At 65.5% G+C, this 26,761-nt stretch carries 24 protein-coding genes; 8 read left to right on the top strand and 16 right to left on the bottom strand.

The features are described 5' to 3' along the window. Positions 1 to 84: 84 nt before the first annotated feature. Both AABA51_RS01900 and AABA51_RS01895 read left to right on the top strand, forming a co-directional pair. On the top strand, positions 85 to 3,255 hold the full coding sequence (locus tag AABA51_RS01900) for a glycosyltransferase (RefSeq protein ID WP_338273864.1): 3,171 nt from the start codon (positions 85 to 87) through the stop codon (positions 3,253 to 3,255). 7 nt (positions 3,256 to 3,262) lie between these two features. Further along, positions 3,263 to 3,958: a hypothetical protein gene (locus AABA51_RS01895; RefSeq protein WP_338273862.1), complete on the top strand. Its 696-nt coding sequence runs from the start codon at positions 3,263 to 3,265 to the stop codon at positions 3,956 to 3,958. Here the strand turns inward: AABA51_RS01895 and AABA51_RS01890 are convergent. From AABA51_RS01890 to AABA51_RS01855, 8 genes are all read right to left on the bottom strand, one after another. Next, the gene (locus AABA51_RS01890) at positions 3,955 to 4,542 is read right to left on the bottom strand and encodes an acyltransferase (protein WP_338273860.1); all 588 of its coding nucleotides are present in this window, start codon (positions 4,540 to 4,542) and stop codon (positions 3,955 to 3,957) included. The genes AABA51_RS01895 and AABA51_RS01890 overlap by 4 nt on opposite strands. A 165-nt stretch (positions 4,543 to 4,707) precedes the next feature. After that, positions 4,708 to 5,781 (bottom strand): hypothetical protein, encoded by a 1,074-nt coding sequence (locus AABA51_RS01885; RefSeq protein ID WP_338273858.1) that lies wholly within the window; start codon positions 5,779 to 5,781, stop codon positions 4,708 to 4,710. 107 nt (positions 5,782 to 5,888) lie between these two features. Continuing rightward, positions 5,889 to 6,155, bottom strand: coding sequence for a hypothetical protein (locus AABA51_RS01880; RefSeq protein WP_338273856.1), 267 nt, complete (start codon positions 6,153 to 6,155; stop codon positions 5,889 to 5,891). Positions 6,156 to 6,165: 10 nt separating this feature from the next. Then, on the bottom strand, positions 6,166 to 7,218 hold the full coding sequence (locus AABA51_RS01875) for a DegT/DnrJ/EryC1/StrS family aminotransferase (RefSeq protein ID WP_338273853.1): 1,053 nt from the start codon (positions 7,216 to 7,218) through the stop codon (positions 6,166 to 6,168). A gap of 90 nt (positions 7,219 to 7,308) precedes the next feature. Further along, entirely contained in the window at positions 7,309 to 8,739 is a 1,431-nt protein-coding gene (locus tag AABA51_RS01870; RefSeq protein ID WP_338273852.1) for a mannose-1-phosphate guanylyltransferase/mannose-6-phosphate isomerase, read from the bottom strand. Positions 8,740 to 8,836: 97 nt separating this feature from the next. Then, entirely contained in the window at positions 8,837 to 11,164 is a 2,328-nt protein-coding gene (locus tag AABA51_RS01865) for a hypothetical protein (protein WP_338273850.1), read from the bottom strand. Position 11,165: 1 nt separating this feature from the next. Next, a complete protein-coding gene (locus tag AABA51_RS01860; RefSeq protein ID WP_338273847.1) occupies positions 11,166 to 12,017 on the bottom strand; it encodes a carbon-nitrogen hydrolase family protein in 852 nt (283 codons plus the stop codon). 97 nt (positions 12,018 to 12,114) lie between these two features. Then, positions 12,115 to 12,810 carry an arylesterase gene (locus AABA51_RS01855; RefSeq protein WP_425328829.1) on the bottom strand — a complete coding sequence of 232 codons (696 nt, stop codon included), beginning with the start codon at positions 12,808 to 12,810 and terminating at the stop codon, positions 12,115 to 12,117. Here AABA51_RS01855 and AABA51_RS01850 point away from each other — a divergent pair. The 3 genes from AABA51_RS01850 to AABA51_RS01840 are packed head-to-tail and all read left to right on the top strand — an operon-like array spanning position 12,809 to position 16,895. Beyond that, positions 12,809 to 13,504 (top strand): ABC transporter ATP-binding protein, encoded by a 696-nt coding sequence (locus AABA51_RS01850; RefSeq protein ID WP_338273846.1) that lies wholly within the window; start codon positions 12,809 to 12,811, stop codon positions 13,502 to 13,504. The genes AABA51_RS01855 and AABA51_RS01850 overlap by 2 nt on opposite strands. Next, a complete protein-coding gene (locus tag AABA51_RS01845) occupies positions 13,501 to 16,038 on the top strand; it encodes an ABC transporter permease (protein WP_338273844.1) in 2,538 nt (845 codons plus the stop codon). Before AABA51_RS01850 ends, AABA51_RS01845 begins: the two co-directional genes overlap by 4 nt. A 59-nt stretch (positions 16,039 to 16,097) precedes the next feature. Continuing rightward, positions 16,098 to 16,895 carry a metallophosphoesterase family protein gene (locus tag AABA51_RS01840; RefSeq protein WP_338273842.1) on the top strand — a complete coding sequence of 266 codons (798 nt, stop codon included), beginning with the start codon at positions 16,098 to 16,100 and terminating at the stop codon, positions 16,893 to 16,895. Positions 16,896 to 16,905: 10 nt separating this feature from the next. Here AABA51_RS01840 and mnhG read toward each other — a convergent pair whose 3' ends face one another. From mnhG to AABA51_RS01800, 8 genes are read right to left on the bottom strand one after another with little or no spacing between them, the layout of a single operon-like run. After that, positions 16,906 to 17,235 (bottom strand): monovalent cation/H(+) antiporter subunit G, encoded by a 330-nt coding sequence (gene mnhG, locus AABA51_RS01835; protein ID WP_338273840.1) that lies wholly within the window; start codon positions 17,233 to 17,235, stop codon positions 16,906 to 16,908. Continuing rightward, a complete protein-coding gene (locus AABA51_RS01830) occupies positions 17,228 to 17,542 on the bottom strand; it encodes a cation:proton antiporter (RefSeq protein WP_338273839.1) in 315 nt (104 codons plus the stop codon). The genes mnhG and AABA51_RS01830 overlap by 8 nt, the downstream gene beginning before the upstream one ends. Positions 17,543 to 17,544: 2 nt before the next feature. Continuing rightward, complete coding sequence (locus tag AABA51_RS01825; RefSeq protein WP_338273836.1) at positions 17,545 to 18,024, bottom strand: Na+/H+ antiporter subunit E; 480 nt, start codon at positions 18,022 to 18,024, stop codon at positions 17,545 to 17,547. Further along, complete coding sequence (locus AABA51_RS01820; protein WP_338273835.1) at positions 18,021 to 19,601, bottom strand: Na+/H+ antiporter subunit D; 1,581 nt, start codon at positions 19,599 to 19,601, stop codon at positions 18,021 to 18,023. Before AABA51_RS01820 ends, AABA51_RS01825 begins: the two co-directional genes overlap by 4 nt. After that, a complete protein-coding gene (locus tag AABA51_RS01815; protein ID WP_338273833.1) occupies positions 19,598 to 19,972 on the bottom strand; it encodes a Na+/H+ antiporter subunit C in 375 nt (124 codons plus the stop codon). Before AABA51_RS01815 ends, AABA51_RS01820 begins: the two co-directional genes overlap by 4 nt. Next, a complete protein-coding gene (locus AABA51_RS01810) occupies positions 19,972 to 20,403 on the bottom strand; it encodes a Na+/H+ antiporter subunit B (protein WP_338273831.1) in 432 nt (143 codons plus the stop codon). Before AABA51_RS01810 ends, AABA51_RS01815 begins: the two co-directional genes overlap by 1 nt. Further along, positions 20,400 to 22,706 carry a putative monovalent cation/H+ antiporter subunit A gene (locus AABA51_RS01805; protein WP_338273829.1) on the bottom strand — a complete coding sequence of 769 codons (2,307 nt, stop codon included), beginning with the start codon at positions 22,704 to 22,706 and terminating at the stop codon, positions 20,400 to 20,402. The genes AABA51_RS01810 and AABA51_RS01805 overlap by 4 nt, the downstream gene beginning before the upstream one ends. A 6-nt stretch (positions 22,707 to 22,712) precedes the next feature. Next, entirely contained in the window at positions 22,713 to 23,420 is a 708-nt protein-coding gene (locus tag AABA51_RS01800) for a hypothetical protein (protein WP_338273827.1), read from the bottom strand. 77 nt (positions 23,421 to 23,497) lie between these two features. On the opposite strand from AABA51_RS01800, the gene AABA51_RS01795 reads away from it, so the two are divergent. From AABA51_RS01795 to AABA51_RS01785, 3 genes are all read left to right on the top strand, one after another. After that, positions 23,498 to 24,418 (top strand): hydrogen peroxide-inducible genes activator, encoded by a 921-nt coding sequence (locus AABA51_RS01795; RefSeq protein ID WP_338273825.1) that lies wholly within the window; start codon positions 23,498 to 23,500, stop codon positions 24,416 to 24,418. 254 nt (positions 24,419 to 24,672) lie between these two features. Beyond that, entirely contained in the window at positions 24,673 to 25,611 is a 939-nt protein-coding gene (locus AABA51_RS01790; RefSeq protein ID WP_338273823.1) for a hydrogen peroxide-inducible genes activator, read from the top strand. A gap of 85 nt (positions 25,612 to 25,696) precedes the next feature. Next, on the top strand, positions 25,697 to 26,689 hold the full coding sequence (locus tag AABA51_RS01785; protein WP_338273821.1) for a LysR family transcriptional regulator: 993 nt from the start codon (positions 25,697 to 25,699) through the stop codon (positions 26,687 to 26,689). The last annotated feature ends 72 nt before the right edge of the window (positions 26,690 to 26,761 follow it).

Here is a 26,761-nt window from a genome sequence, read left to right as displayed (position 1 = left end):
CCCCACAGATGACCACAACGGGTTGACAGCGCTGGGTCTCTCCTGTCCACCCTCAAAGGGTCGTTTATTCAGTTCGCGCGTTCCATGTCCCTGTTCACGAGTGTCGAAACCGCCATCCTGTCGCGGGATCATCTGTTCCTTCGCGCCGCGCCCAAGGTGGTGAAGGCCGGGCTTTCGCTGGCCCATGACGGGTATGTCCTGCCGCTCGACCCTGTCGCCGATCTGCCGCCCGACCTGCGCGCCATCACCTTGCGGCACAGTTTCGCCTTTTCCGCCGCGTCTGCCATTCGCGCCGAAACGCGCCCCGATGGAACATCCCTGCCCCCCTCGACCGAGGCGATGGTGAACCAACTGCCCGATTGGGCGCTTGAAAACGGCCAAACGCTGCAATTGCAGATCGGGGAATTCGACAAGCCCCGCCTGATCGACCTCGATGCCACGGTCACGATCCCGCCCGCGTCAAAGCCCAGAACCTTCACCGCCCTGATCGCCGCCCATCGCGCCGAGGCGGAACTGATCGTGCGCTTCGACCCCGGCACGGGGGGCAGCGCCCAGACCATAGTGGTCCCTTTCGACCCCGCTTTCCTGGGCGGGCGGCGGGCCGACGGCTATCAGGCCGTCACCCTGCCCTGCCCGGCCCATGACCGGCCCGTCACCGTCAGCCTGCAAATCCGCTACCTCGGCTTTCGCGAGGATGGACAGGACAATTTCCCCTTCCTCTTCCTCGCCGATGCCCGGATTGCGGCGGCGAAAAGCGATCCGCTGGCCCCCCAGCCGCGTCAGGAAACCTTTGCCAAGACCACCAATGGTCAGTGGTTCCGCGCCCATGTCCCGCCCCGCCGACCGAATTCTCCGCCGCTCCAGCTGCGCCTCGGGAAAGAGACGCTGGATCTCTTCGAACCCGACGCCAATACCGTCACGCTGACCGACGATTACGGCCATACGCTGATGCTCAAGGCGGAACGGCCCGACAGCTTCCTCCTCTTCGCCGATGGCAAGCCGGTCGACCGTATCCATATCGGCCAGGGCGAAACCGCCATCCGCCTGCCCGCCGCCTGCCTGCGCGGCGAAATCACCGACCTGTCGATCCGCGACCTGTCGGGCAGCCAGATCTTCCTGTCGCTCGCCGTTCTGGCCCCGCGCGCCCTCACCCCGCACGACATCATCGCCCGCGAAACCCGTGCGCCCTTTCCCACCGATCTGACCCAGCGCGCCAATCACCGCTACCGCGGCCTGCGCGCCCATCTCGACCATCCCGTGCCGGGCCTCGACCCGGCCTCGCTCGCGACGGCGGCGCGCGCGCTCGATTGCACCCATGAAACGGTCAAGCTTCAGCCCATCGCCTTTCCCGCCGTGGAAAACCCGCAGGTCAGCGTCATCATCCCCGCCCACAACAAGGCCGAGGTCACCTATTACTGCCTTTGCGCGCTCCTCGTCGCCCATAACCGCGCCAGCTTCGAGGTGATCCTCGTCGACGACGCCTCGACCGACGACACCGCCACGATCGAACAGATCGTCACGGGCATCCGCGTCATCCGCAACGCCGAGCCGCAGCGCTTCATCCGCGCCTGCAACGCGGGGGTCGCCGCCGCCCGGGGCGATCATGTCGTCCTTCTCAACAACGACACCGAACCGACCGTGGGCTGGCTCGACGCGCTGCTCGATGCCTTCGCCCGCCTCGACAACGTGGGCCTTGCGGGCGCCAAGCTCCTCTACCCCGACGGCAAGCTGCAAGAGGCGGGGGGGATCGTCTGGGGCAACGGCAATCCCTGGAACTACGGCAACCGCGCCAACCCGTGGGAGCCGCGTTTTTCCTACGCGCGCCAAGCCGATTACCTCTCGGGTGCCGCCCTCATGACCACAAGGCGCATCTGGGACGAGGTCAGCGGCCTCTCCTCCTACCTCGAACCGATGTATTTCGAAGACACCGACCTCGCCTTCAAGATCCGCGACGCGGGCTACAAGACCTGGTTCGTCCCCGCCTCCATCGTCTACCATTTCGAAGGCGTGACCAGCGGCACCGACACCACCCAAGGGTTCAAGAAACACCAGGAACTGAACCGCCCGAAATTCAAACGCCAATGGGCCCGCGCCTATGCCTCCCACGGCAAGGAAGGGCAGAGCCCCGACCTCGAAAAGGATCGCGGCATCGCGGGCCGCGTCCTCTTCATCGACTACACCACCCCCCGCCCGGATCGCGACGCCGGCTCCTACGCCGCCCTGCGCGAGATCGAACTGGTCCAATCCCTGGGATACAAGGTCACCTTCCTGCCCCAGAACCTCGCCCATATGGGCAGCTACACCGACGACCTCCAGAACATCGGGGTCGAGGTCGTGACCGCCCCCTTCTACACCTCCCTCGCCGAATTCCTCACCCAGCGTGCCGCCGAATTCGACGCCGTCTACATCACCCGCTACTACGTGGCCCAGGACACGATCCGCCACATCCGCGCCCATGCCCCCCGCGCGCGCATCCTGCTCAACAACGCCGACCTCCATTTCCTGCGCGAATTGCGCGCCGCCCTCAGCACCGATGACCCCTCCCGCCTCGCCGCCATGCGCCGCATCCGCGACGAAGAGCTCGAGATGATGCGCGCCGCCGATCTCGTCCTGAGCTATAACGAGGTCGAACACGCCGTCATCGCCTCCCATACCGATGGCTCGGTCCCCGTGATGACCTGCCCCTGGGTGGTCGACATCCCCCCCGCCGTGCCGCCGCTCCCGGGCCGCGCGGGCCTCTCCTTCCTCGGCAGCTTCAAACACCACCCCAATGCCGAGGGCGTGACGTGGTTCTGCCGCTCCGTCCTGCCGCTCGTGCCCGACGCGCATCTGACGATCTACGGCGCGGGGATGGATGACCGGGTCCGCGCGCTGGCCTCGGACAGCATCGACCCCGTGGGCTTTGTCGCCGACATGGCCACGGCCTTCGACCGCCACCGCATCTTCGTGGCCCCCCTCCTGTCCGGTGCCGGGATCAAGGGCAAGGTGCTGAGTGCTCTGGCCCATGGCATCCCCACGATCCTCACCCCCGTCGCCGCCGAAGGCATCGGCCTGCGCCACGGCCACGATTGCCTGATCGCCACCACGCCCGCTGAATGGGCCGCCGCCATCACCCGCCTGTCCGAGGATGACGCACTCTGGACCGCCATCTCCACCGCCGCCCGCAGCTACGCGGCCGAGCGCTTCTCCTTCGCGCGCGGCCGCGAGACGATGAAGGCCGCCTTCGAGGCGGTGGACCTGTTCGGAGCGGGGTGAGGGACGGATGGCCGAACGCACCATCATCCTGCACTACCACCTGTTCAAGAACGCGGGCACATCCGTCGACGCGATCCTGAAACGCAACTTCCCCGACCGATGGGTCACGCGCGAATTTCCCGCCATGGGCGGCAACAACACGCCGCTGGTCGAGGCATGGATACGCGAAACGCCCGAGGCCATCGCCTATTCCTCCCACACGATGATGGGGCCGATCCCGCATATCGACGGGGTGCGCGTGATCTCCTTCCTGCTCCTGCGCGACCCCATCGAGCGGATCAAATCCGCCTACCGTTTCGAGCGGACCCAGAACGCCGACACATGGGGCGCGCGGCTCGCCAAGGAGCATGATTTCGAAGGCTACGTCCGCGCCCGCCTCGCCCGCCCCGGCGACCGCCAATGCCGGAATTTCCAGACCCACAGGCTGGCCAGCCTCATGCCGGGCGCGGAACCGGAACTCGACCGCGCGAAACGGGCGCTCGCGGCGCTGAGCGTCGTGGGACGGGTGGAGGCGTTTGACGAGGCGATGGAGAGGTTGGCAGCGGCCTATCCAGGTTTCACCCATCAGGCGGTGAAGGCGAATACATCGGCAGGCAAGGATGAGGTGGAGATGACTGCCAGCCTGCGAAAAAACCTGCAGCTCATCAACGCCGACGACCTGAATGTCTTGCACTCATTCCTTCCGCTGTCCCCGGCTGCCTAGACCTCGCGTTCAAGATACCGGCGCTCGGCATCCAGCAAGGCTTTGCTGCGTTCGCGAAGCCGCCTTGCCGGGTTTCCGGCATAGATGCCCCACGCATCGAGGCTCTTGGTCACGAGGCTCAGCGCACCCACCGCCACACCCTCGCCAATCTCCACCCCGGGTAGAACGACACTTCCCGACCCGATGATGACATGTCGTCCCACGGTCACGGGGGCGACGGTGACATTGGTGAAGTCGGGTGGCACGGTGGGGTTGGTCATGGCCGCACCGGAATAATCGTCGGAAATGGTGTAGATGCGCACGCCTTGGGAGAGGCCGACAAAATCCGCCAAGTCCAATCCTCCCGCGCAAGCCAGGTAGGTTCCCCCGCCGATATGAACATTCCGACCGATCCGGCAATGCCCGCGCGCCGCCGCGATGGTGGTCTGACCGTCGATCCGCACATTGTCACCGATATGGATGTTCTCCAGCCCGATCAGGGTGCAGTTGTGCGCAATCATGACATTCTTGCCCACATGCGCGAAACCTAGCGTGCGGAGTTCTTCGGTAGTGGCGTAGCCGGGGTTGAAGGAAGGGCTTTGCAAGATCAACGATCCTCACCAAAACTCACTCAAAACTAATTCGCGAAAATTGCTGGCGGGATTTCCAGCATGCTTCATGCAAGCCTCTGGCGGCAGCTTTGAGCAAGTTTTCTCCAAAGACGGAAGCAGACAATGCCTTCATCTTATTTCGGTACTCTACGTCTTTTTTCAGGCTTTGCAGTGCACGGTGCAAACCAGATAGATCCTCGAAGATGCAGTCTTCTGGCAAGCTCTTAGCTCCATCAGATGTAGGCAGAGTAAGCACAGGGAGGCTAGTTGATGCAGCCAGCCCGATGCCACGCCCCCTCCACCAATTGGTGGCATTACAAAAGCGTCACATATCCTATAGAGCGCTACCAAATCATCTTCGTTCTCAATAAAAATTATTTTTCGTGCATCAAGTAGATCGATGAACTCCACGCTTTCACGCAAACTGTAAGGGACAGCTTGACCAACAAGTATCCAACAAGACTCATCGTTTAGTACATTTTCAACCACCATTTGAAGAAAGCCACTTGCGTCCTCAATGGCAGAACGAGAATACCATTCGCGCCCAACGGAAACAATGACGAATGCATTCGCAGAAATGCCAAATTCTACCCTATCGTACTTTACCGCCGACGAAAACGGAATTTGTGGGTAATCGCAGATAAAAAGCTTGTCACCATATCGCTCCTGCTGAGTCTTTCCAACCCTTCCGTTCGGAATTACAATGTGATGCCCACGGGAAATATTCATTCCGTTTGCAAGCTCAATCCCGACAGATGGAAGAAATTTTGACACAACGGATGAAAGAGCCCATCTCGGACCGGGAAATTCTACGATTGACAAAGGATTAAACCGATCAAGGCAATCACTAACAAAAGAGGAAATAGATACGTCTTTTCTTACAATAAAATCAACCCTATCTAGAATATTATGGCCCTCTATCGTAGAAAAAAGATCTTCTTTTGTCAAAATGCTAACATCAGTACGACCCAAAAGTAATCCTTTAGGAGCAAGGGCATCTTCTGTAACAATGATCTTGGCCGTCCTGCCTACTTCTTCTCGAAGCCATACATATAGCCAATCAGCAATAAGTTTATTCACCGTAGATCGGGGGTTGGGATGCAATTCCTCAACAAGAATAAGTATTTCGAACTCATTGAACTCTTGGGGGTCTTTATCTGCAAAAATTGATCGCGAGGCAGCGCGCTCAAATTCATCTTGAAGAGAGTTGAGAAACCTCCATCTGAAGGACAAATCATCATGAAATGAGCTCTGTATAATTAAGTCAAGGCCAGCGAGGTATTTCGGCTTAATTCTTGCCATAAGCTGCGTATACTCACGCCGCACACAACTAGTTAGACTCAGAACGGTTTCATCGTCGGCAGACCTGAGCACCCGCAAGAAAAAATCTTCAAAATCATTGAGGCGACTCTCAGAAAGAGCCGCAAAGAAAGAAAACTAAGAATGTTATTCGTTGCTTCTCCAGAAGGTGAGAAAATTGCAAACAACTCATCTAACGAGGGAAGATTCTCTGGAAGCTTCAATAACCCATATGCCGCCGATTTTGATAAATTCCGAATATGGCCAGGAGAACCATCGCTTAGCCTGTCTGAAAAAAAATCGGTCACAGTTTTTCCCTTAACTTGAGAGGGTCCGAAAAACACGTTCCCGCAACTGACTACCCATGTCGCTCGAGAAATCCGAATAGACCGGGAAACAGGCGCAGCGGTCCTGCATGGCAAGGCTTTGTGTCAGATCAACAGCATGCATCTCCCGCCCGCCGACATAGCCACGCCGGACACCCGGCCAGTAGTATTTCTTGATCTCGATCCCGTTGTCGGCAAAGGCGCCCAGCGTCGTCGCGGTCACGGGCTGTTCGAACACGACGGGATAAGTCGACCACGGCGTCGGACCCGGGTCTTGCGCCGTCCCGAATCCGCCAAGAGCCGCGAACAACTCATCGTAAAAGGCGGCATGTGCCTGTCTTTTTGGCACGATGGCGTCCATCTTGCCCAGCATTGCCAACCCGATCGCGGCGCGAAACTCGTCGAACTTGGCGTTCTGTCCCTCGCCATAGGTTCGATCCGGGTTGAACCCGAAATTCATTGCGGCCCTGATCTTCTGGATCATGGACGCGGGTGCCGCGATGAACCCACCCTCGCCCACGGCAAACACCTTGGTGGCGTGAAGCGAAAAGACCTCGATCTCGCCGAAAGCCGACCCGAACCCCGCGCCATCCTTGGGCGCCCCCAATCCAGCCGCGGCATCGATCAGGAGCGGGCGCTCATACTCGGCACAAACGGTTCGAACGCCCGAAATGTCCCGGATCAATCCGAAAGGCCGAACATGGATAACGGCGGCTATGTCGGAATGGGCCTCGAAAGCGGCGCGCAGGCTTTCCGGCGACAGCTCCCAAGTCTGCGGGTCGATATCACAGACGACCGGTGTCGCCCCTGCCGCGAAAACAGCCTGTGGCGTGGCCGCGAAGGTGAAATCGGGAAGCGCCACCTTACGGCCCGCAACGTCGAGCGCCTGCAACACGGCGGTCAATCCGGCCGTGTTGCTCGAACACAGAACCCCCTGATAGCCGGGTGCAAGATAAACAGCCGCCATTCGGTCGGCCAACCGGGTCGCGAGCGTCCCGAAGTTGGAAAAGTATCTCTGGTCATAGGCCGCATCGAGCAGGCGCACCCACTCATCTGGGCGAGGCAGGTCGGGACGAAGGAATGGAAAAAGCACTACATACTCACTACGCTTGCACTACCGGAAAACTACGAGATCCTACCCCCTGCCATACCCGTCCTCATACCGGATGATGTCATCCTCACCCAGGTACCCGCCCGTCTGCACCTCGATCAGCACCATGGGCAATTTCCCCGGGTTTTCCAGCCGGTGCCGGGCCCCCAGCGGGATGTAGACCGACTGGTTTTCGCTCACCAGCCGCACCTCGGCGTCCACCGTCACCCGCGCCGTCCCCTGCACCACGATCCAATGCTCCGCCCGGTGATGATGGCTCTGCAAACTCAGGCTCGCGCCCGGGTGGACATGGATGCGCTTGACCTGGAATCTGTCAGCCAAAACAAGGCTTTCGAACCATCCCCAGGGTCTGTGATCCTTGGGAAATTCCGTCGCCTGACGTGCCCCCGACGCCTTCAGCGCGGCCACCGCCAGCCGCAGATCCTGCGCCCTGTCCATCGGCGCGACCAGCACCGCATCGGGCATCGCGACCGCGATCATCCTCTCCAACCCCAGCCCGATCAGCACCTGCCCCTCGGCCTCGGACCTGAGCAGCGTATCGCGGCAGTCGATCGCGTGAACCGCGCCCGACGCCGCCACGCCCTGCCCGTCCGGCCCCATCTCGCGCCAGACGGTTTCCCACCCCCCGAGATCCGACCAACCGCCGTCAAAGGGCACCACGCTCAACCTCTCCGCGCGCTCCATCACCGCGTAATCTATGGATATTTCCTCGGCCTCGCCCCAAGGCTCCGCTGCCAGCCGCAAAAAGCCCAGATCCGGCTGCGCCCCCTCCAGCGCCGCGCGAACAGGCCCCACCAGGCCCGGCGCGTGCCGCTCGAACGCCGCCAGCAGCACATCGGCGCGCGCCATGAAAATCCCCGCGTTCCACAGGAACCGCCCCTCGGCCAGCATCGCCTCGGCCCGCGCGCGATCGGGTTTCTCCACGAAGCGGCGCAAGGGTGCAGCCACCCCCGCTTCGACCCCGCCCTCGACCTCCAGGTACCCATACCCCGTTTCGGCCCGGTCCGGCGTGATGCCGAAGGTCACGATCCGCCCCTCCGCCGCCGCCCCGACCGCGACCGTGAGGGCCGCGTGAAAGGCCTGCACGTCGCGCACCACGTGATCGGATGGCGCGATCAGCACAATGGCCTCCGGATCGTTCTGGGCCACCTGCATCACCGCGGCCAGAACCGCAGGCCCCGTGTTGCGCGCCGACGGCTCGAGGATCACCGCGGCGGGATCCGCCCCCACCTCGGCCATCTGCTGGGTGACGATGAAGCGAAACTCCGCCCCCGTGACCACGACGGGCCGCGCGAATTCCTTGCCCCAGACCCGCCGGACCGAGGCCTGGAACAGGCTTTCTTCGCCCATCAACGCCGAGAATTGCTTGGGATAACTGCGTCGCGACAGGGGCCAGAGCCGCGTGCCCGATCCGCCGCACAGCAAGATCGGCGTGATGGCAACCCTACCGGTCATCCTCGTTATCTCCTGCACAGGTCGTGGCCCACAGGGGCTACGCGGATACCATCACCCGGCACACAGCGCCTTGTAAAGCCGTGATGCCAGCCATCCCTCATGCAGGTAAATCCGCCCCGATCCTCGCTGCCATGGCGCGCCCGATGGGGCGGCAGGGATGCAGGATCTGCCGCAACCGACCGGCGGGTTGAAGGGTCAGGGGGGCGCTGCCGACCTCCGCGCGCGACCCTGCGATGACCCGCGTCATCAGGCCGGGACCGGTCTTGAACCACCGATGCTCGGTTTCCCGCGACAGGCAGGCGGCAAGCGCCGCCTTAAGTGCCGCGCGGATCAGCGCATGGCCGGGCGGCGCGATCATGCAATCCATCGCGATCCCGCCGCTTCCCTCCAGAAACAGGGTCGCGCCATCGCCAAGGACCAGCGTGTCGAGCGCGCCGCCGGGGACCTGCTCGGCACTGCAAACCATGCCACCCTCTACCGACAGGACCGCCAGCATCACCAGATCGGCGCGCTGCTCCGCATCCTGCGCCATGGCAAAGGCGCGCGCGGCCTCGGACCCCAAGGCATCCGCGATCCACCGGCCAGCGGTCGCAAGATCCCACAGGCGCAGGTCCCGTCCCGTCGCGGCCTGCCAAGCCGTCACCATCCGCTCCGCAACTTCGGGCGGGGGCATCCCGCCACGCCAGACCAGGTGCAGCGCGCCCGGCACCTCAGCCTGTGCGCCGGCATCGGGGGAGGCCGGAGCGCGCCGCAAAAGCGCCGTGCGAGCGGTCAGGAAAAAGCCGCCTGCATCCTCCGCCACATCGGGTCCGAGAGCGGCAAGAATACGTGCCTCGTTCAAGAGACTGCCCAACCGCGTCGCCCGCGGGCGGCAGATCAGCGCCTCGGCCTCCGGTCCGTCGTCAATCGACAGACGGGCAAGGCTGGCTTCCGCGCCCGGCAGATCGCCACGCAAAAGCTGCGCCTCGATCAGGTCGATCAGCGGTAGCGCCCCATCCGCCCCGGCACAGGCGGCAACCGCCGCAGAAGGATCACCCACGGCCAAGGCCGCGGCCACCAGACAGGCCAGACCCGCCTCGGCAGGGGCCCCATCCAAAAGTGCCGCAACCTGCCCCGCCGATCCGCTGGCGATCATCGCCTCGGTCGTGCGCCGCAAGATCGCATCATCCCCGGGCCAGCGCCGCGCGGCCATCCGCAGGTAACGCGCCGCCAAAGGCGCCTGCCCCGCCGCCAGCAAGATACGTCCAAGCCTTTCACACGCCTCGGCATCGCGGCGCGGCACGGGCGGCCCTGCCCGCACATGATCAAGCGCCGAAAGCGGCCCCTCTGCCAACAACAGCCACTCCAGCGCAAAGGCCCGCCGATCCCCCTCGGTCCATGGGCAGAGGGTACAGGCATCGGCAAGGCTCTGCGCCTCGGCCAAACGCCCGACCTCCACCAACCGATCCGCCAGTCGCAAGGCCACGAACCACGGCAAATCCCCTTGCGTCTGAAGCCGCGCCAACAGGGCCGCGACCGCCGCATCGCCCGCCGCAAGCGCCGCCTCCAGGGCCGATAGCGCATCCCCGGTATCGGCATCGGGGGGCGTGGACCCCAGACGCGACCGCGCCACCTCGGCCACCTCCGCATGACCCGTGGCCAAAGCCTCCGACCACAAGCCGCGCGCCAGATCCGCCGCGCCCTGCGCCTCCGCGATCTCGGCCCGCAGTGCCACGCCCCACGGGGCAAAGGGGGAGGTTTCGGGCACCGCCCGCGCAAGGCTTTCTGCCCGCATATCATCCCCCGCCAGCCGATAGGCCTGTGCGGCGCGCAAAAGGATCTCGTCGTGATCCGGATGATGGGCAAGGGCCGCTTCGGCACAGCCACAGGCGGCCACGGCATCGCCCGCGACCAAGCCGATCTCGATCCGGGCCAGATGGGCCACGGCCTGAGCCGGGGACAACGCGACCAGACGCGCGCAGAACGGCTCGGCCTCCACGACGCGACCCGCCGACCGGTGCAGGGCGATGGCAAGGGCCAGATCCTCCTCCACCATCGCCGCGAGGGGCTGATCGCACAAAAGGACCAGTGCTGCCTCCGGCCCTTCGGCGGCTTGGGCCACCTCGGCGCATTTGCGGCGCAAGAGCCGTTCCTGTGGCAGATGTCCAAGCGCCTCCCGCCCCAGGGCCAGCGCGCCCGTGGCATCGCCCCGCCCCAGGACAATCTCGATCAGGCCGATCCAGGCCCACAGGTGCCTTGGGTTCCCGGCCAGAAGCTGCCGGAACAGCGGCTCGGCCCCGTCACCATCCCCCAGTTCGGCCAAGCCGCCCGCCACGCCGAACCGCAGCGCCGCGATCCAGCCCTGTTCCCCGTCGATATCGCCCAAGACCCCGGCCAGCCCGCGCAAGAGACCCGGCAGCGACCCGGCATCCCCCGCCGCCGCCATGTCAGCCCCCCGTGCGGACAGGGTCGATCCGGTCGGGCGGCGCGATGCCCCAGGCCGGAACCTGCGCCCGCGCGCGCCCCACCGCGCCGAGGTCCAGCGTGACGACCCGCAGCGCCGGTGCCTCCTCCCCCAGATCGGCCAGAACCCCGCCCCATGGGTCGACCGCCAGCGCATGGCCATAGGTCTGCCGCCCATCGGCGTGATGCCCCGCCTGCGCGGCAGCCAGAACGAAAGCCCCCGTCTCGATCGCGCGGGCGCGCAAAAGCACCTCCCAATGCGCCCGCCCCGTGGGAACGGTGAATGCCGAGGGGATGAACATCACCACCGCGCCCGCCTGCGCATAGGCCCGGTAGAGATAGGCAAACCGCAGATCGTAGCAGATGCTCAACCCCATCGGCCCCCATGGCGTCTGGGCGATCACGGCCTGCGTGCCGGGGGCAAAGCGCTTGGATTCCCCGATCGGGGCCTGCCCCTCCAGCGTCACGTCGAAAAGATGGATCTTGTCGTACTCCGCCACGATCCCGCCCTTGGCGTCGATCAGCGTGGAATGGTTCAGAAACCGCCCATCCGGCCCCAGCACGGGTGTGGAGCCCGTGTGCAGCCAAAGCCCATGCCGCGCCGCGATCTCGCGGCAGGCCCCGATGAAGGGGTCATCCCCCGCCGCGACCACCTGTTTGCGCGATGTCTCGGGATTGCGGTTCATCAGCCCCGCGACCTCGGGCAGGACCAGCATCTCGGCCCCCTCGCCCGCCGCCTGCGCCGCAAGGGCCGCGACCGTCACGATATTGGCCGCGTGGGTATCGGCAGAACACATCTGCGCCAGCGCCACGCGCAGGCTTTGTGGGTCGCTCATCGCCCCGTCCCTCGCCCTACTGATACACCCATGATCGCCTCGCCCTTAGGGACAGGGCCAAGCCTAGCCAAGACCGCCCCGCCTTGCCAAGCGCCGCTCACGACCCGGCTGCGCGCGCGATCAGCCGCTCCACCTCCGGGCCCAGCGCCTCAACGATCAGGGCAACGCCCGCCGCATTGGGATGGATGCCATCGGCCTGCATATAGGCCGTGAGCGCGCCTTGCCGGTCCGCCTCCGCCGCTTCGGACAGGGGGGCCAGAAAGCTCTCCACATGCAGCGCGCCATAGGCTCCGGCCAATTCCGGATACATCGCATCGAAGGCCGCCTGGTATTCCGGCCCGTAATTGCCCGGCGCGGTCAGCCCCACCAGCAAGACCGGAACCCCTGCCGCCTCCGCCGCCTGCAAGATACCCTCGAGGTTCGCGCGGCTCGCCTCGGGCGGGATCGCCCGCAACAGGTCGTTGCCCCCAAGCGCCACGATCATCGCATCCACATCGGGCGTCAGCGTCCAGCCCACCCGCGCCAGACCGCCCGCCGTCGTATCGCCAGAAACGCCCGCGTTCAGAATGGCCACGTCATGGCCGCGCGCCACCAGCCAATCCTGCAACTGCGCGGTGAACCCGTCCTCCTGCAGCAAACCGTAGCCTTGCGTCAGGCTGTCGCCCAAGGCCGCGATCGTCACCTCCTGCGCGGCAGCAGGCAGGACCATGGCCAGCGACAGAACAGCCGCCTTGCCCATGGTGGCACAGGCCCCATATGCCTGACACAGAAGTAAACCGAGGCGTTCAGTCATGTCCGATCCCGTCCTGTCCCTGTCCGAGGCCCGCCTGTCGCTCGATGGCAATGCGGGGCGCGTCGACATCTTGCATGGCATCACCTTGCAGGTGGACAAAGGGGAAACCGTGGCGCTCACGGGGCCTTCGGGATCGGGCAAATCGTCTCTCCTCATGCTCATGGGCGGGCTTGAACGGGCCACCGGGGGCGATCTGCGCGCCCTTGGCCGCGACCTGACCGCGATGACCGAAGATCAGCTCGCCCGCTTCCGCAGGGACCATATGGGGGTGGTTTTCCAATCCTTCCACCTGATCCCCACCATGACAGCGCTGGAAAACGTGGCAACGCCGCTGGAACTGGCCGGCCATGCCGATGCGTTCGAGCGGGCCGAGGCGGAACTGGCCGCCGTTGGCCTTGCCGCCCGCGCGCATCATTACCCCGGCCAGATGTCGGGTGGCGAACAGCAGCGCGTGGCGCTGGCCCGCGCCGCCGCCCCGCGCCCCGCGATCCTTTTGGCCGATGAACCGACCGGCAATCTGGACGGCGCGAATGGTCAGGCGATCATGGACATGCTGTTCGGGCTGCGCGACCGGCATGGCGCGACGCTCGTCCTTGTGACCCATGCGCCCGAGCTTGCCCGCCGCTGCGACCGGGAAATCCGCCTGCGCGACGGGCGGCTCGACACGGGCACCCTGCGCGAGGCCGCGGAATGACCCCTTGGTCCCCGATGTTCCTGCGCATCGCGCGGCGGGAACTCCGCGGCGGGCTCAAGGGGTTTCGCATCTTTCTCGCCTGCCTTGCCCTTGGCGTTGCCGCCATCGCCGCCGTCGGTTCGGTGCGCGAGGCGATCGAGGCCGGACTGACCCGCGAGGGCGCGGTGATCCTGGGCGGCAATGCCGAGATGTCCTTTACCTACCGCTTCGCCGATCCTGACGAACGCGCCTTCATGGAGGGGATCGCCAGCCGCGTCTCGGAAACCGTGGATTTCCGCTCCATGGTCGTGATCGACCGCGACGGCACGCTCGAGCGTGGCCTGACACAGGTGCGCGGCGTCGACAGCGCCTATCCGCTTTATGGCCATGTCACGCTCGACCCGGCCATCCCGCTCGAACGGGCGCTGGCCACCACCGACCGCCCCGGCGCGGTGATGGACCCGGTCCTGATCGACCGGCTGGCGCTGCGGATCGGCGATATCTTCCGCCTCGGCACGCAGGAATTCGAGCTGCGCGCCGCGATGCTGACGGAACCTGACGGGGCCTCGGGCGGCTTCGGCCTTGGCCCCCGCACCATCGTGACGCTGGACGGGCTTTCGGGCTCAAACCTCCTCGCCCCCGGCACGCTTTATGAAACCCAGTATCGCCTTGCCCTGCCCCCCGGCCGCGACCTGCAAACCGCCGAGACCGAGGCCCGCGCCCGGTTCGAAGACAGCGGGATGCGCTGGCGCGACAGCCGCAACGGCGCACCGGGCATGCAGGAATTCATCGAACGGATCGGGGCCTTTCTGGTGCTCGTCGGTCTGGCGGGGCTGGCCGTGGGCGGCGTCGGCATCTCGTCCGCCGTACGCGCCTATCTGGAGGGCAAGATCGAAACCATCGCCACGCTCAAGACGCTCGGCGCGGAAAGCCGCACGATCTTTGCCGCCTATTTCGCCCAGATCGGTCTTTTGACGCTGGTGGGACTTGCGCTTGGCCTGACGCTTGGCGCGCTCTTGCCGCTTGCGCTCTCCCCGATCATCGCAGCGCAATTGCCCGTGCCCATCGCCTTTGCCATCTACCCCGGCCCCTTGGCCGAGGCGGCGCTTTACGGGGCGCTGACGGCGCTGATCTTCACCCTCTGGCCGCTCGCCCGCACCGAACAGGTGCGCGCCGCAGCCCTGTTCCGCGATGCCTCCGGCCCTCAGCGCGCCTGGCCCAGACCGATCTGGACGGCAACGATCCTTGGCCTGTCCGTGGTGCTTGTCGGCCTTGCCACCTGGCTATCGGGCATTTCCCGCCTTGCCATGGGGACGGCGGCGGGCATCATCGGCTCCCTCCTTCTGCTGACATTGTCGGCCCTTGCCATCCGGGCGCTGTCCCGGCGGCTGTCGCGAGCCCGCGCGCTTCGGGGCCGCACGGCGCTGCGGACGGCGCTTGGCGCGGTCGGCGGGCCGGGGTCCGAGGCGACAAGCGTCGTCCTCTCCCTTGGTCTTGGCCTTGCGGTTCTGGCGGCGGTCGGACAGATCGACGCGAACCTGCGCGCCGCGATCCAGCGTGACCTGCCGACCGTCGCCCCGTCCTATTTCTTCGTCGATATCCAGCCCGATCAGCTGCAACCCTTCCTCGACCGCGTCACCAATGACCCCGCCGTCAGCCGCGTCGACACCGCCCCGATGCTGCGCGGCGTCATCACCCGCATCAACGGTGCGCGCGCGCGCGACGTGGCAGGCGATCACTGGGTGATCCAGGGTGACCGGGGCGTGACCTATACCACCACCGCCCCCCCGCCCGAGGAAATCACCCAAGGCCAATGGTGGCCCGACGATTACGCCGGTCCGCCCCTTGCCGCCTTCGCCGCCGAGGAAGCGGCCGAAATCGGCCTGACCATCGGTGACAGGCTCACCATCAACATCCTTGGCCGCGACATCGAGGCCGAGATTGCCGCCCTGCGCGATGTGCGCTTCGAAAACGCCGGCATCGGCTTTGTCCTGACCCTGTCGCAAAACGCGCTGGCCGGTGCCCCCCATACCCATATCGCCACCGTCTATGCCGAGGAACAGGCAGAAGCCGCGATCTTGCGCGACGTGGCGGGCGATGCCCCCAACATCACCGCGATCCGGGTCCGCGACGCGCTTGACCGCGTGGCCGATGCGCTGCGCAGCCTTGCCGCCGCCACCTCCTATGGCGCGGCGGCGACGCTTCTGACAGGGTTCATCGTCCTGATCGGGGCCGCCGCTGCCGGGGAACGCGGCCGCGTCTTCGAGGCGGCAGTGATGAAGACGCTGGGGGCCAGCCGTGCGGGCATCCTTGGCAGTTTCGCGCTCCGCTCCGCGATCCTGGGTGCGGCGGCAGGGATCGTGGCGATCTGTGCCGGGGCCTTGGGCGGCTGGGCGGTCATGACCTTCGTGATGGACAGCACCTACCGCTTCGAACCCGTTTCTGCCGTGGCGATCATCCTTGGCGGGGCGCTCGCGACCCTTCTTTCGGGGTTGGCCTTTGCCTGGCGTCCGCTGGCGACCCGGCCCGCGCGAGTGTTGCGCGCGCGCGACTGAGCGGGCTTTGCCGCGCGCCGCCCCTTGCGCCGGACGGATGCAGCGCGCAGGTGACAGGCATGTTGCGTTCACTCCGCTCCCTTTTCGGGACCAAAGCCAAACAGCCCTCTGCGGGTGCCGCGGCACCCGATCTGCCGCGCCCGGCTGCGGCCACCTATATCGTGGGCGATCTGCACGGGCGCGCCGACCTGCTTGAACTGATCCTCGAACTGGTCGACGCCCATATCGGCGGCAGCGGGGCGGAAGACCCACAGCTCGTCTTTGTCGGCGACTACATCGACCATGGCCCCGACAGCGCGGGCGTTCTGGCGCGGCTGCGCGAACTGACCCGCGATTTCCCGGACAATGTCACCTGCCTCATGGGCGACCATGAACGCATGATGCTGGATTTCCTGGCCGATCCCGCCCAACGCGGCCCGCGCTGGCTGCGCGCGGGCGGCGATGCGACCCTGATGGGGTTCCGCATCGACCCCGAAGATCTCGGCACCAATGCGCCGCCTGATGCCTGGGAAACGGCCGCAAGCCGCCTTGCCACCTCGCTTGGCCGCGATACCCGCGACTGGCTCGAGGCGCTGCCGCTGTCATGGTCCTCGGGCAATCTCTGGGCGGTGCATGCCGGCGCCGACCCTTCGCGCCCGATGGACGATCAGACCGCGCGCGTCCTCTTGTGGGGCCATCCCGAATTCGACAGCGCCCCGCGCGGCGATGATGCCTGGATCGCGCATGGCCATGTCCCGCAGGACAGGCCCGACGCCCGCGAGGGCCGTATCGCGCTCGATACCGGCGCCTGGTCCACCGGTCGCCTCAGCGCCGTGGCGATCAAGCCCGACGGCACCCACGCCTTTCTCCAGACCTGACAGGCCCGGTTCAGCGGCGCAGGTTTTCCTCGGCCCCCGGCTCGATTTTCGTCTTCCACAGGGGCACGCCGTCGCGGAAGGCCGCCCGCCCGATCATATGGGCGGCCACCGGTGCCGTGAGCAGCAGGAACAAGATCGCGGCCAGGGCCCGCGTGATCGTCGCCCCATCCCCGAAATAGACGGCCCCCGCCCCCAGGATCAGGCCAGCCCCCAGCGTTCCCGCCTTGGTCGAGGCATGCATCCGGATCAGCACATCGGGCAGCCGCAAGATGCCAAGCCCCGCGACAAAGCAGAAGAACCCGCCCAGAACCACCATCGCGGCCATCAGCCAGTCAATCATCGCCCTGCTCCTCTCCATGCTCGGGCGCGACGGCCCGCGCCTTGCGCCGCTCCACGAAGCGGGCCAGCGCGACCGTGGCCAAGAACCCCACCAGCGCCAGCACGATCGCCACGTCGATAAAGGCCGTATCGTCCGACAAGATCGCGTAAAGCCCGCAGAAACTGACCAAAAGCACCGTCATCATGTCCAGCGCCACCACCCGGTCCGACAGGGTCGGGCCGATCACCAGCCGGACAAAGGCAAAGACGACGCCCAGCATGACAAGGATGAAACTCAGATCGACCGCGATTTCCAGGATATCCATCATGCTCACTCCGTCGCCTCGATCACCCAACGCTCCATCCCTTCCGTGATCTGGCGACGGATCTCGTCGGGATCATCGGCGAACATCGCGTGGATATAGAGCGTCTTGCCGTCATCCGTCACATCGAGGCTCAGCGTCCCCGGCGTCAGCGTGATCAGGTTCGTTACCAACAGCACATCCAGCTCGCGCCGCACCGTCAGCGGGACCGAGATGATGCCGGGCCGCGACTTGTGCGCGGGCGTCAGCACATCCCAGACCACCTGCAACGACGACACGACCAGTTCATACAGGAACAGGACGATCAGCTTGGCCCATTTGCCCGCGCGCCGGAAATAGCTGTCGCAGCCGGGATACAGCGGTCGCGTCACGTACAGGCACAGCGAGCCCAGAACGAAACCCACCAACAGACCGCCCAGCGTGATGTTGCCGGTCAGCGCGGCCCAGGCCACCGCAAGCGCGATGTTGAGCAGGAAAATGGGGATCATTGCTGCACCTCCTCGGCCGGGGTGACGGTCTCGCTTGCGATCATCTCGACCGCGACAGGTTCCGCCGCGACGGGCGTGATCAGGGGCTCACCCAGAACCGCCGTGATATAATCGCTCGGGTCCAGAAGCTGCGCCGCCGATCTCTCTGCGAATTGCACGAAGGGTTCGGGGAAAAAGCCGATGATGCAGGTCAGGATGGCCAGCGCCGCGATGGGCGACAAAAAGGCCGCGCGATCCTTGCCGGACAGGCGCGACAGGCGCGGTTCCACCCCGTCGGGATGCGGCTTCCAGAAGGCGTTGCCCCAGATTTTCGTCATCGAATAGATCGTGAGCAGACCGACCGCCAGCGCGACACCCGCGATCAGGTACCCCTCGGCGTCGAGCGAGGCCTTGATCAGCACGTATTTCGCCCAGAACCCCGACAAGGGCGGGAACCCTGCCAGCGAAAACGCCGGGATCAGGAACAACAGCCCAAGGAAAGGCGCGTAGCGGTAAAGCCCCCCGATCCGGTCCAGATCGGTCGACCCCGCGATCCGCTCGGCCACGCCCGCGACAAGGAACAGGTTCGCCTTCACGATGATGTGGTGGACCAGGTAGAACACCGCCCCCACGATGGCGAGCGGGGTGAACAGCGCCAGACCCAGGATCATGTAGCCGATCTGGCTCACGATGTGGAACGACAGGATGCGCCGGAAATCGTTCATCGCGGCCGCGCCCAGAACCCCCGTGACCATGGTGAAACCCGCGACCCACAACAGGATCGTATGGGTATAGGGCACATCGGTGGTGAAGATCAGCGTGAAGGTCCGGATCAGCGCATAGACCCCCACCTTGGTCAAAAGCCCCGCAAAGATCGCGGAAACGGCGAAAGCGGGCGTGTGGTAGCTGGCCGGCAACCAGAAGAACAAGGGGAACACCGCCGCCTTGACGCCAAAGGCGATCATGAACATCACCGCCACCACGACCAAGAGGCCGGGGTTGTCGACCTCCTGCACCGCGCCATGCAGGTCCGCCATGTTGAGCGTCCCGGTCATGCCGTACAGCAGGCCCACCCCCGACAGGAACAGGATCGTCGAGATCAGGTTGAGCGTGACATACTTGATCCCGCCATCCAGCTGCACCTTGCTGCCGCCAAGGATCAGCAATCCGAAGGACGCGATCAGCATCACCTCGAACCAGACATAGAGGTTGAAGATATCCCCGGTCAGGAAGGCCCCGCACACACCCGCCAGCAGGACCTGGAACAGCGCGTGATAGCCAAGGCTCTCTTTCTTCTCGTCGATATCGGCCAGCGCATAGATTGCCACGGCAAGACCCGTGATGCCCGTGATCACCACCATCACCGCCGACAACAGGTCGGCCACCAGCGTGATGCCGAAGGGCGCGGCCCATTCCCCCATCTGCGCGGCGATCACGCCTTGATCCAGCACCTCGACCATCAGCACGATCGACGCGATCAACAGCGCCGCCGACCCGATCACCGACAGCCAGCGCCCCTCGGGCCCCGCCCGGAACAGGAAGGCCAGCACGGCGGTGGCAAAGGGGATGATGATGGGGCTAGCCAGAACCCAGCTCATTTGCGCGCCTCCGCCTGTGTCTCCAGCGGCTCGGCCAGCCGCATCTCGTCGGAATTCAGCGTCCCGAGGTTCTGATAGGTCCGGTAGACCAGTGTCAGCGCAAAGGCGAACAGGCCAAAGCCGATCACGATGGCCGTCAGCACCAGCGCCTGCGGCAGCGCATTGGCGACCAGTTCCACCGGCGCATCCGCGCCTTCGGGGATCAGCGGCGGCGATTGCGGCGTCAGCCGCCCCGAGGCGAAGATGACAAGGTTCGCCGCGTTCGAGATCAGGATCAGCCCGAACAGAAAGCGCAGCACGTTGCGCGCCAGCATCAGGTAGACCGAGGCCGCGACCAGCACACCGACCATGATGGCGATCAGCAGTTCCATCAGACTTCCTCCTCCAGCGCGAGGACAAGGGTCAGAAGCGACCCGAACACCACCAGGTAGACCCCGATGTCGAAGACAAGGACGGAACTGATCGGGATGCCCTTGTCATCGGGATCGGTCGGGTCGGCGCCCGCGAACCACCATTGGCCGGTAAAGAACGCATCCCCGAAAAACACCGCGAAAACCCCTGTGGCCAGCGCGATGCCCAAACCGATCATGGCGATATTCTGCGGCTCGTAGCGCAACGTCTCGCGCGTGGCCTGCGCGCCCATGGCGATGGAATGCAGCACGAACCCCGTGGCCCCGATCAGACCGCCGATGAACCCGCCCCCCGGCAGGTTATGGCCCCTGAGCAGCATGAAGACCGAGAACAGCAACAAAAGCGCCACGACCAGCCGCGTCGCGGCATTGAGGATGATTGAATTCATCATGTCCGGTCCTCCGGCTTGTCCTCGGTTCGGTCATAGCGGGTGCCGCGCAACAGCGCGTAGGCCGCCAGCGCCGCGATCACGACCACGGCGATCTCGCCGAATGTGTCGATGGCGCGGAAATCGACCAGGATGACGTTGACGATGTTGCGCCCATAGGCTTCGGGCCAGCTTGCGACCTCGAAGAAATCGGTCAGGCGGCGGTCGATATCGCCCTGCACCACGCCGATCATCACCATCGTCACCAAGACGCCGATGACACCCGCGAGTGCCGCATGAACAGGCCGCCGCTTGCGGTCGCGCGCCAGCCCCAGCTGCGGCAGCTTCAGCATGGCGACGGCGACCAGCACGACGACCAGCACCTCGACCAGCAATTGCGTGATGGCCACATCGGGCGCGCTGAAGATGATGAAGATCAGCGCAACCCCGATCCCCACCACGCCCAGCGCGGCGATGGCGGTCATCCGGCTCGACGTGATCGCGGTCAGGATCGCACCTGCCGTGACAAAGACGACGACCGCCCAATGCTTGAACTGCAAGCCATCGACCGCGCCCACCCAATCGATGCGGAAATCCATCGCATCCTTGGCCCAGATCGTGGCCCCGATGCCTACCGCCAGCGTCAGGAAAACGGTGAAGATATAGCGCTGCAACACCCCCGATTGCAGGAGGCGCGTCTGCCACCCGGCCAAGGCCTTCAAACCGTCCAGCACCCGGTCCCAACCCGGATCGAACTTGATCGGATTGGCCTCGAACACCCGGCCCAGCCATCCGCGCAGCGGACGATGGATCGCGTAAAGCACGGCACCGGTGGCGAATGTCGCCAAGGACAGCAGGAAGGCGGCGTTCACCTCCCGGAACAGGTAGAGGTCGACCGCATAGCCGTAATCGCCATAGACGGCCCAGGTGCCGGGGGCCACGAACCAGGCCTCCAGCGTGTCGGGGAACAGCCCGAACCCAAGCGACAGGCTGCCCAGCAAAAGCGGCCCGATCCACATCGCCCACGGCCCCTCATGCGGGGTCTGGGGCGTGGGTGCCAGCTTGCCCGTAAAGGGCCGCAGAACCGAGATTCCCGCCGCCACGAACATCAGCGCCGATGCGGCAAAGATCGTGCCGGTGATCCACAGCGTCGCGCGGTCCATGTCCAGACCCGCCTTGTAGAGAAATTCCTTGCCGATGAAGCCCACCAGCGGCGGGATACCCGCCATCGACAGCGCGGCAATCGCCCCCCCAAGGAAGGTCAGCGGCATCTTGCGCCCCAGACCGCGCAGCGTGTCCACATCGCGTGTCCCGGTCTCGTGATCCACGATCCCGATCATCAGGAACAAGGCCGCCTTGTAGAGCGAATGGACGACAAGGAAGGCCATCATCCCCGTGATCGCCGCAGCAGTCCCCGCCCCGATGAACAGCGTCAGCGCGCCCAGCGCCATCAGCGTCGTATAGGCCAGCACCTGCTTGATATCCGTCTGCCGGATCGCCAGCACGCTCGCGAAAACGGTGGTGAACCCACCCGCGATCACCAGCGCCCAGAACCACGCATCGGTCCCGCCAAGCGCCGGGTTCATCCGCGCCATCAGGTAGACGCCGCCCTTCACCATGGTCGCCGAATGCAGATAGGCCGACACGGGCGTGGGTGCCGCCATGGCATTGGGCAGCCAGAAATGGAACGGAAACTGCGCCGATTTGGTGAAGGCGCCCGCAAGGAACAGGATCAGGATCGCAGGATACAGCGGATGCGCCCGGATCAGATCACCCTGCCCCAGCACCACGGACAGCTCGAAGGACCCCGCGACAGTGCCAAGCAGGATGATCCCCGCCAGGAACGCCAATCCCCCCGTCCCCGTGACCAAGAGCGCCTGAAGCGCGGACCGCCGCGATTTCGCCTCGTCCGAGGAAAAGCCGATCAGCAGGTAGGACGAGATCGTCGTGATCTCCCAGAACACGAAGAGCGCGATCAGGTTGTCCGACAGCACCAGCCCCAGCATGCCCACCATGAACAGCATCAAGAACAGCACGAAACGCGGATATTCCGGGTGATTGCCCAGGTACTTGGTGGAATAGAGCGTCACCAGCGTCCCGATCCCCGAGATCAGAAGCGCAAAGGTCAGGCTCAGACCGTCGATCAGCACCGACAGGCGGATGTCCATTGACGGCACCCAATCCACGCCCAAAAGCACCGGCTGGCCCGCGGCCACCGCGCCCGTGTATTGCAGCATCCAGACGAAGATCGCCGCCGGGATCGCAACCGAGATCCAGCCCGAAGGCCCGCCATAGACGCGCGCCACCTCTGCCCCTGATTTCGCCACCTGTCCCTACCCTTTCGCTTTGCCGCGCACGGCGATGCGCGCGTCCTTGTCCTGCGGTGCCGCCTCCAGCGTGACGGGCGACACGAAACCCTCGGGCTTGATCGCCAGCACCGATGCCGCGCCAGCCCGCGCGACCTCATGCGCCAGGCCGACCAGAACCTCCTGCGCCGTCACACGGACCTCGGCATCGCCCCTGGCGATGGCCGGTGCCACCCCGCCCAAAACGCGCGCCAGCGCTTCGGCCATGCGCGTCACACCTGCCGCCTCCGGCCCGTCCCCCTCGGGCATGAGCGCCACCACGCCTGCGGGTCGGCCCTGCCCCACCCGCCAGACGGGGCAGGGGCAATCGGCCAAAAGCCGCGCAACCGTCTCGGCCCCCGACCCTTCGCCCACCAGCACCAGATCATGCCCTTCGCGCAGGACCATCCGGATCACCTCGACCGCCGGGTCGCCGTGCAGCAAGGCCTCCGATGCCGCGATCCCCACGACATCCGCCGCAGCCACCGCCTCGGCCAGACCGTCCCGGCGCGCCGCGATCTTGCTGTCTGGAACCGCCGCATCCGCGATCACGTCGACAAAGGTCAGCGCCGCCCTGTCCGCACGCGCGACATCGGTCGCCAAGGCGCAGATTGCGCCCGGCGCATCCCCATCGCCCAAGACCGCCAGAACCGACCCGAACCGCTGCATGGCCCCCGAACCCCATTCGCGGGACACCAGCTAGGGTGCGATGCGTCATAGGTCCAATCGAAACGAAACTGGCTTTTCATAGAAATCATCTATATCAGATCCCCATGCCGACGCTTCAGCAACTCCGCTACCTCGCGCTCATCGACGAAACCCTGCATTTCGGGCGGGCCGCCGACCGCGCCCATGTGACCCAACCCACGCTTTCGGCGCAGCTTGCCGCGCTCGAGACGAAACTGGGCCTGCAACTGGTCGAACGCTCGCGCGCGCGGGTCGTGATGACCCCCGAAGGTCACGAGATCGCGGTGCGCGCCCGCCGCATCCTGCGCGAGGTCGAGGAAATCACCGAATTGGCAGGCCGCGGGCGCCAACCGCTCGGCGGCACGATCCGGGTGGGCGTCGTGGCCTCGCTCGGCTCCTATTTCCTGCCGCTCGTCATCCCCGACCTGCATGCCGCCCACCCCGATCTGCGCCTTTATGTGCGCGAGGGCATCGCCAGCGATCTCATGACCCGGCTGGACGAGGGGGGCCTTGACCTCCTGTTCATCCCGCTGCCCGTGCGCGGCGGCGATCTGGATACCGCGCGGCTGTTCCGCGAACCGCTTCTGGCGGTGGCGGCCAATGATCACCCCTTGGCGCAGCTGCAGGCGATCCCGCGCGACCGGTTGCGCGGCGAAACGATCCTGTCGCTCGAACCCGGCCACAAGCTTCACGAACAGGTCAGCCAGATCTGCGCCGCGACCGGTGCGCAGATCAGCCTCGACTACGGCGCGACCTCGCTCGACACGATCCGCCAGATGGTGGGGATGGGGCTTGGCCTGTCGCTTCTGCCTGCCCTTTACGTCCGTTCCGAGGTGCAGCCGAACCGCCTCGTGACCGCGCGCCCGCTCTCGGGCCCGCAGCCGTTCCGCACCGTCGGCATGGTCTGGCGGGCGCGCGCGGCACGGGCGGCGGAATATGCCGAACTGGCCCAGATCCTGCGCGGCATCCTGCGCAAGACCGCGCCCGAAGTCACCGTTGTCGACTGAAGCGAAAGAAGACCCGGGTGCATCGCAACGGTTGACGGCAGGGACCGCCGCGATGCACCCGGAGGGGAGGTTTGCCTCGTCCGTGAACGCTGGAAGGGACAACCGCCAGCTTGGCAAGACCTCCTGTCGTGGCGCGTGCGTGCCCACGCTCCACCACACCAATTGCTTGGCTGGGTGAGAGGTAGCGCGCTGGCACCATAGTTTGAAGGGCGAACGCTATTGATTTCCGATTGGAAAAACCTATCGTCCTCGCCATGGCCATTTCCGCTCCTCCCATCACGCTGCGCCAGATGCGCTATCTCCTCGCGCTCGAGGAAACGCAGCATTTCCGCGAGGCCGCCGAAAGCTGCGGCATCTCGCAACCCTCGCTGTCTGTGCAGATCAAGACGCTCGAAGACGCGCTTGGCCTGACGCTCGTGGAACGCGGGCGCGGACCGGTGCGCCTCACGCTCGCAGGGCGCGAGGTCGCCCGCCGCGCGCGCGAAATCCTCGATGCGACCCAGGGCATCCTCGACCTGTCGGTCACGCTGAAATCGGGGCTTGGCGGCACGATCCGGCTGGGCACCTCGGTCACGCTCGGCCCCTATCTCATGCCCCATGTCGTGGGCGACCTGCGCGAAACCAACCCCGATCTGCGGCTCTACATCCGCGAGGCGACACCGCGCGACCTGTTGCGCGAATTGCACGACGGCGTCCACGACCTGATCCTGACGCAGCTGCCCGTCTCGGGCGCGACCCTCTCGACCGCCCGGCTGTTCCGCGAACCCCTTTCCGTGGCCATGCCCAACGGCCATCCACTCGCCGCGCGCGAGATGTTGACGAACGAGGATCTGACCCACCAGACGATCCTGTCACTCTCGCCCGCCTATGCGCTCTATGACCTGATCTCGGCGGTCTGCGCCGAAACCGGGGCCGATCTGTCGCGCGAATACGAAGGCACCTCGCTCGATGCCCTGCGCCAGATGGTGGCGATGAACATGGGCCTCACCTTCCTGCCCGCGCTCTATGTCGAAAGCGAGATCGAGGGCCGCGCGCGCGACGTGGCGATCCGCCCCTTCCGGGGACGGCGTTTTGCCCGGTCCGTGGGTCTTGTCTGGCGCTCCGCCTCGGGGGCGGGTCCGGCCTATGAACGCCTGGCCGCCGCGATGCGCGACACCGCGCGCCGTTTCCCGCAACTGGTGATCGAAGGCTGATCTTGCGCCATTGACGCCCCCCGGCGCGGGGGCGAGACTGCGGCCATGATCGCGGATCACGCGGAACGGATCGTGACAGCCTGACATGCCCGAGACCCTTCCCAAAGGCCTGACATTGCGGGGGCTCGAAGTCTTCGAGACCCTCGCGCGCACCGGCTCGGTGGCCGAAACCGCCGAACGGCTGGGCCTCAGCGCGCCAGCCGTCTCCCAGCAATTGCGCAACCTCAGCCTGACGCTCGGCGTCGAACTGGTCGACCATTCCCGCAGGCCCATGGTCCTCACCCCGGCGGGCCGCCTGTTCCTCGAACGGGCCGAAACCGCGCTTCAGGCCCTGCGCGCGGGACAGCGCGGGCTTGCGATGCTCGACCTTGCCGACCTGTCGGCGCTGTCCTTGGGCGTGATCGAGGATTTCGAGAACGAGGTGACGCCCCAGCTCGCCACCGATCTGGCCGAGGCGATGACGCAATGCGCCTTCCGGCTCGTCACCGGGGCCAGCCACGCGCTCCACGCCCAGATCGCGCGGCGCGAGCTTGATATCGCGATCTGCGCGGCGGGCAGCCCCAGCCCCGCCGGCAGCCTCACCCATCCGCTGATCGACGACCCCTATATCCTTGCCGTCCCCAAGGGCACCGATGTGGCCGGCGGGCTCGCCGCGTTGCGCAGCCTGACCTTCCTGCGCCGCGACCCCGACCAGGTCATGGGCCAGCAGATCGAACGCTACCTTGCCGCGACCGGCCTCAGCCTGCCCAACCGCTTCGAGATGGACAGCAACCAGTCGATCAGCGCGCTTGTCGCCGGGGGCACCGGCTGGACCATCACCACCCCGCTCAGCCTGTTGCGGGCAGGAAGGTTCGCGGGCGGCATCGATGCCCATCCCCTGCCCGGCCAACCGATGTCACGCCGGATCGTGCTTTATGCCACCACGGACTGGAGCGGCCCGATCCCCGCCCAGATCGCCGCACGCGCCCGCGACCTGATCGAGGATCGTTTCGCCAGCCCCGGACGCGAACGGATGCCCTGGCTGACCGAAAGTTTCCGGGTTCTGCGGGCCATCGACGCCGATCCCGCCACATCCTGATCGGGCGCGAACACACGGTCCCGCGGACAAGGTGTTGAAAATAGTTAAATTTTTCGTGATCTGAAAATTTAT

This window comes from Roseicyclus marinus, assembly GCF_036322625.1.
In the GTDB taxonomy this organism is placed as follows: Bacteria; Pseudomonadota; Alphaproteobacteria; order Rhodobacterales; family Rhodobacteraceae; genus Roseicyclus; species Roseicyclus marinus_A.
This window is presented reverse-complemented; position numbering and strand designations above follow the sequence as displayed.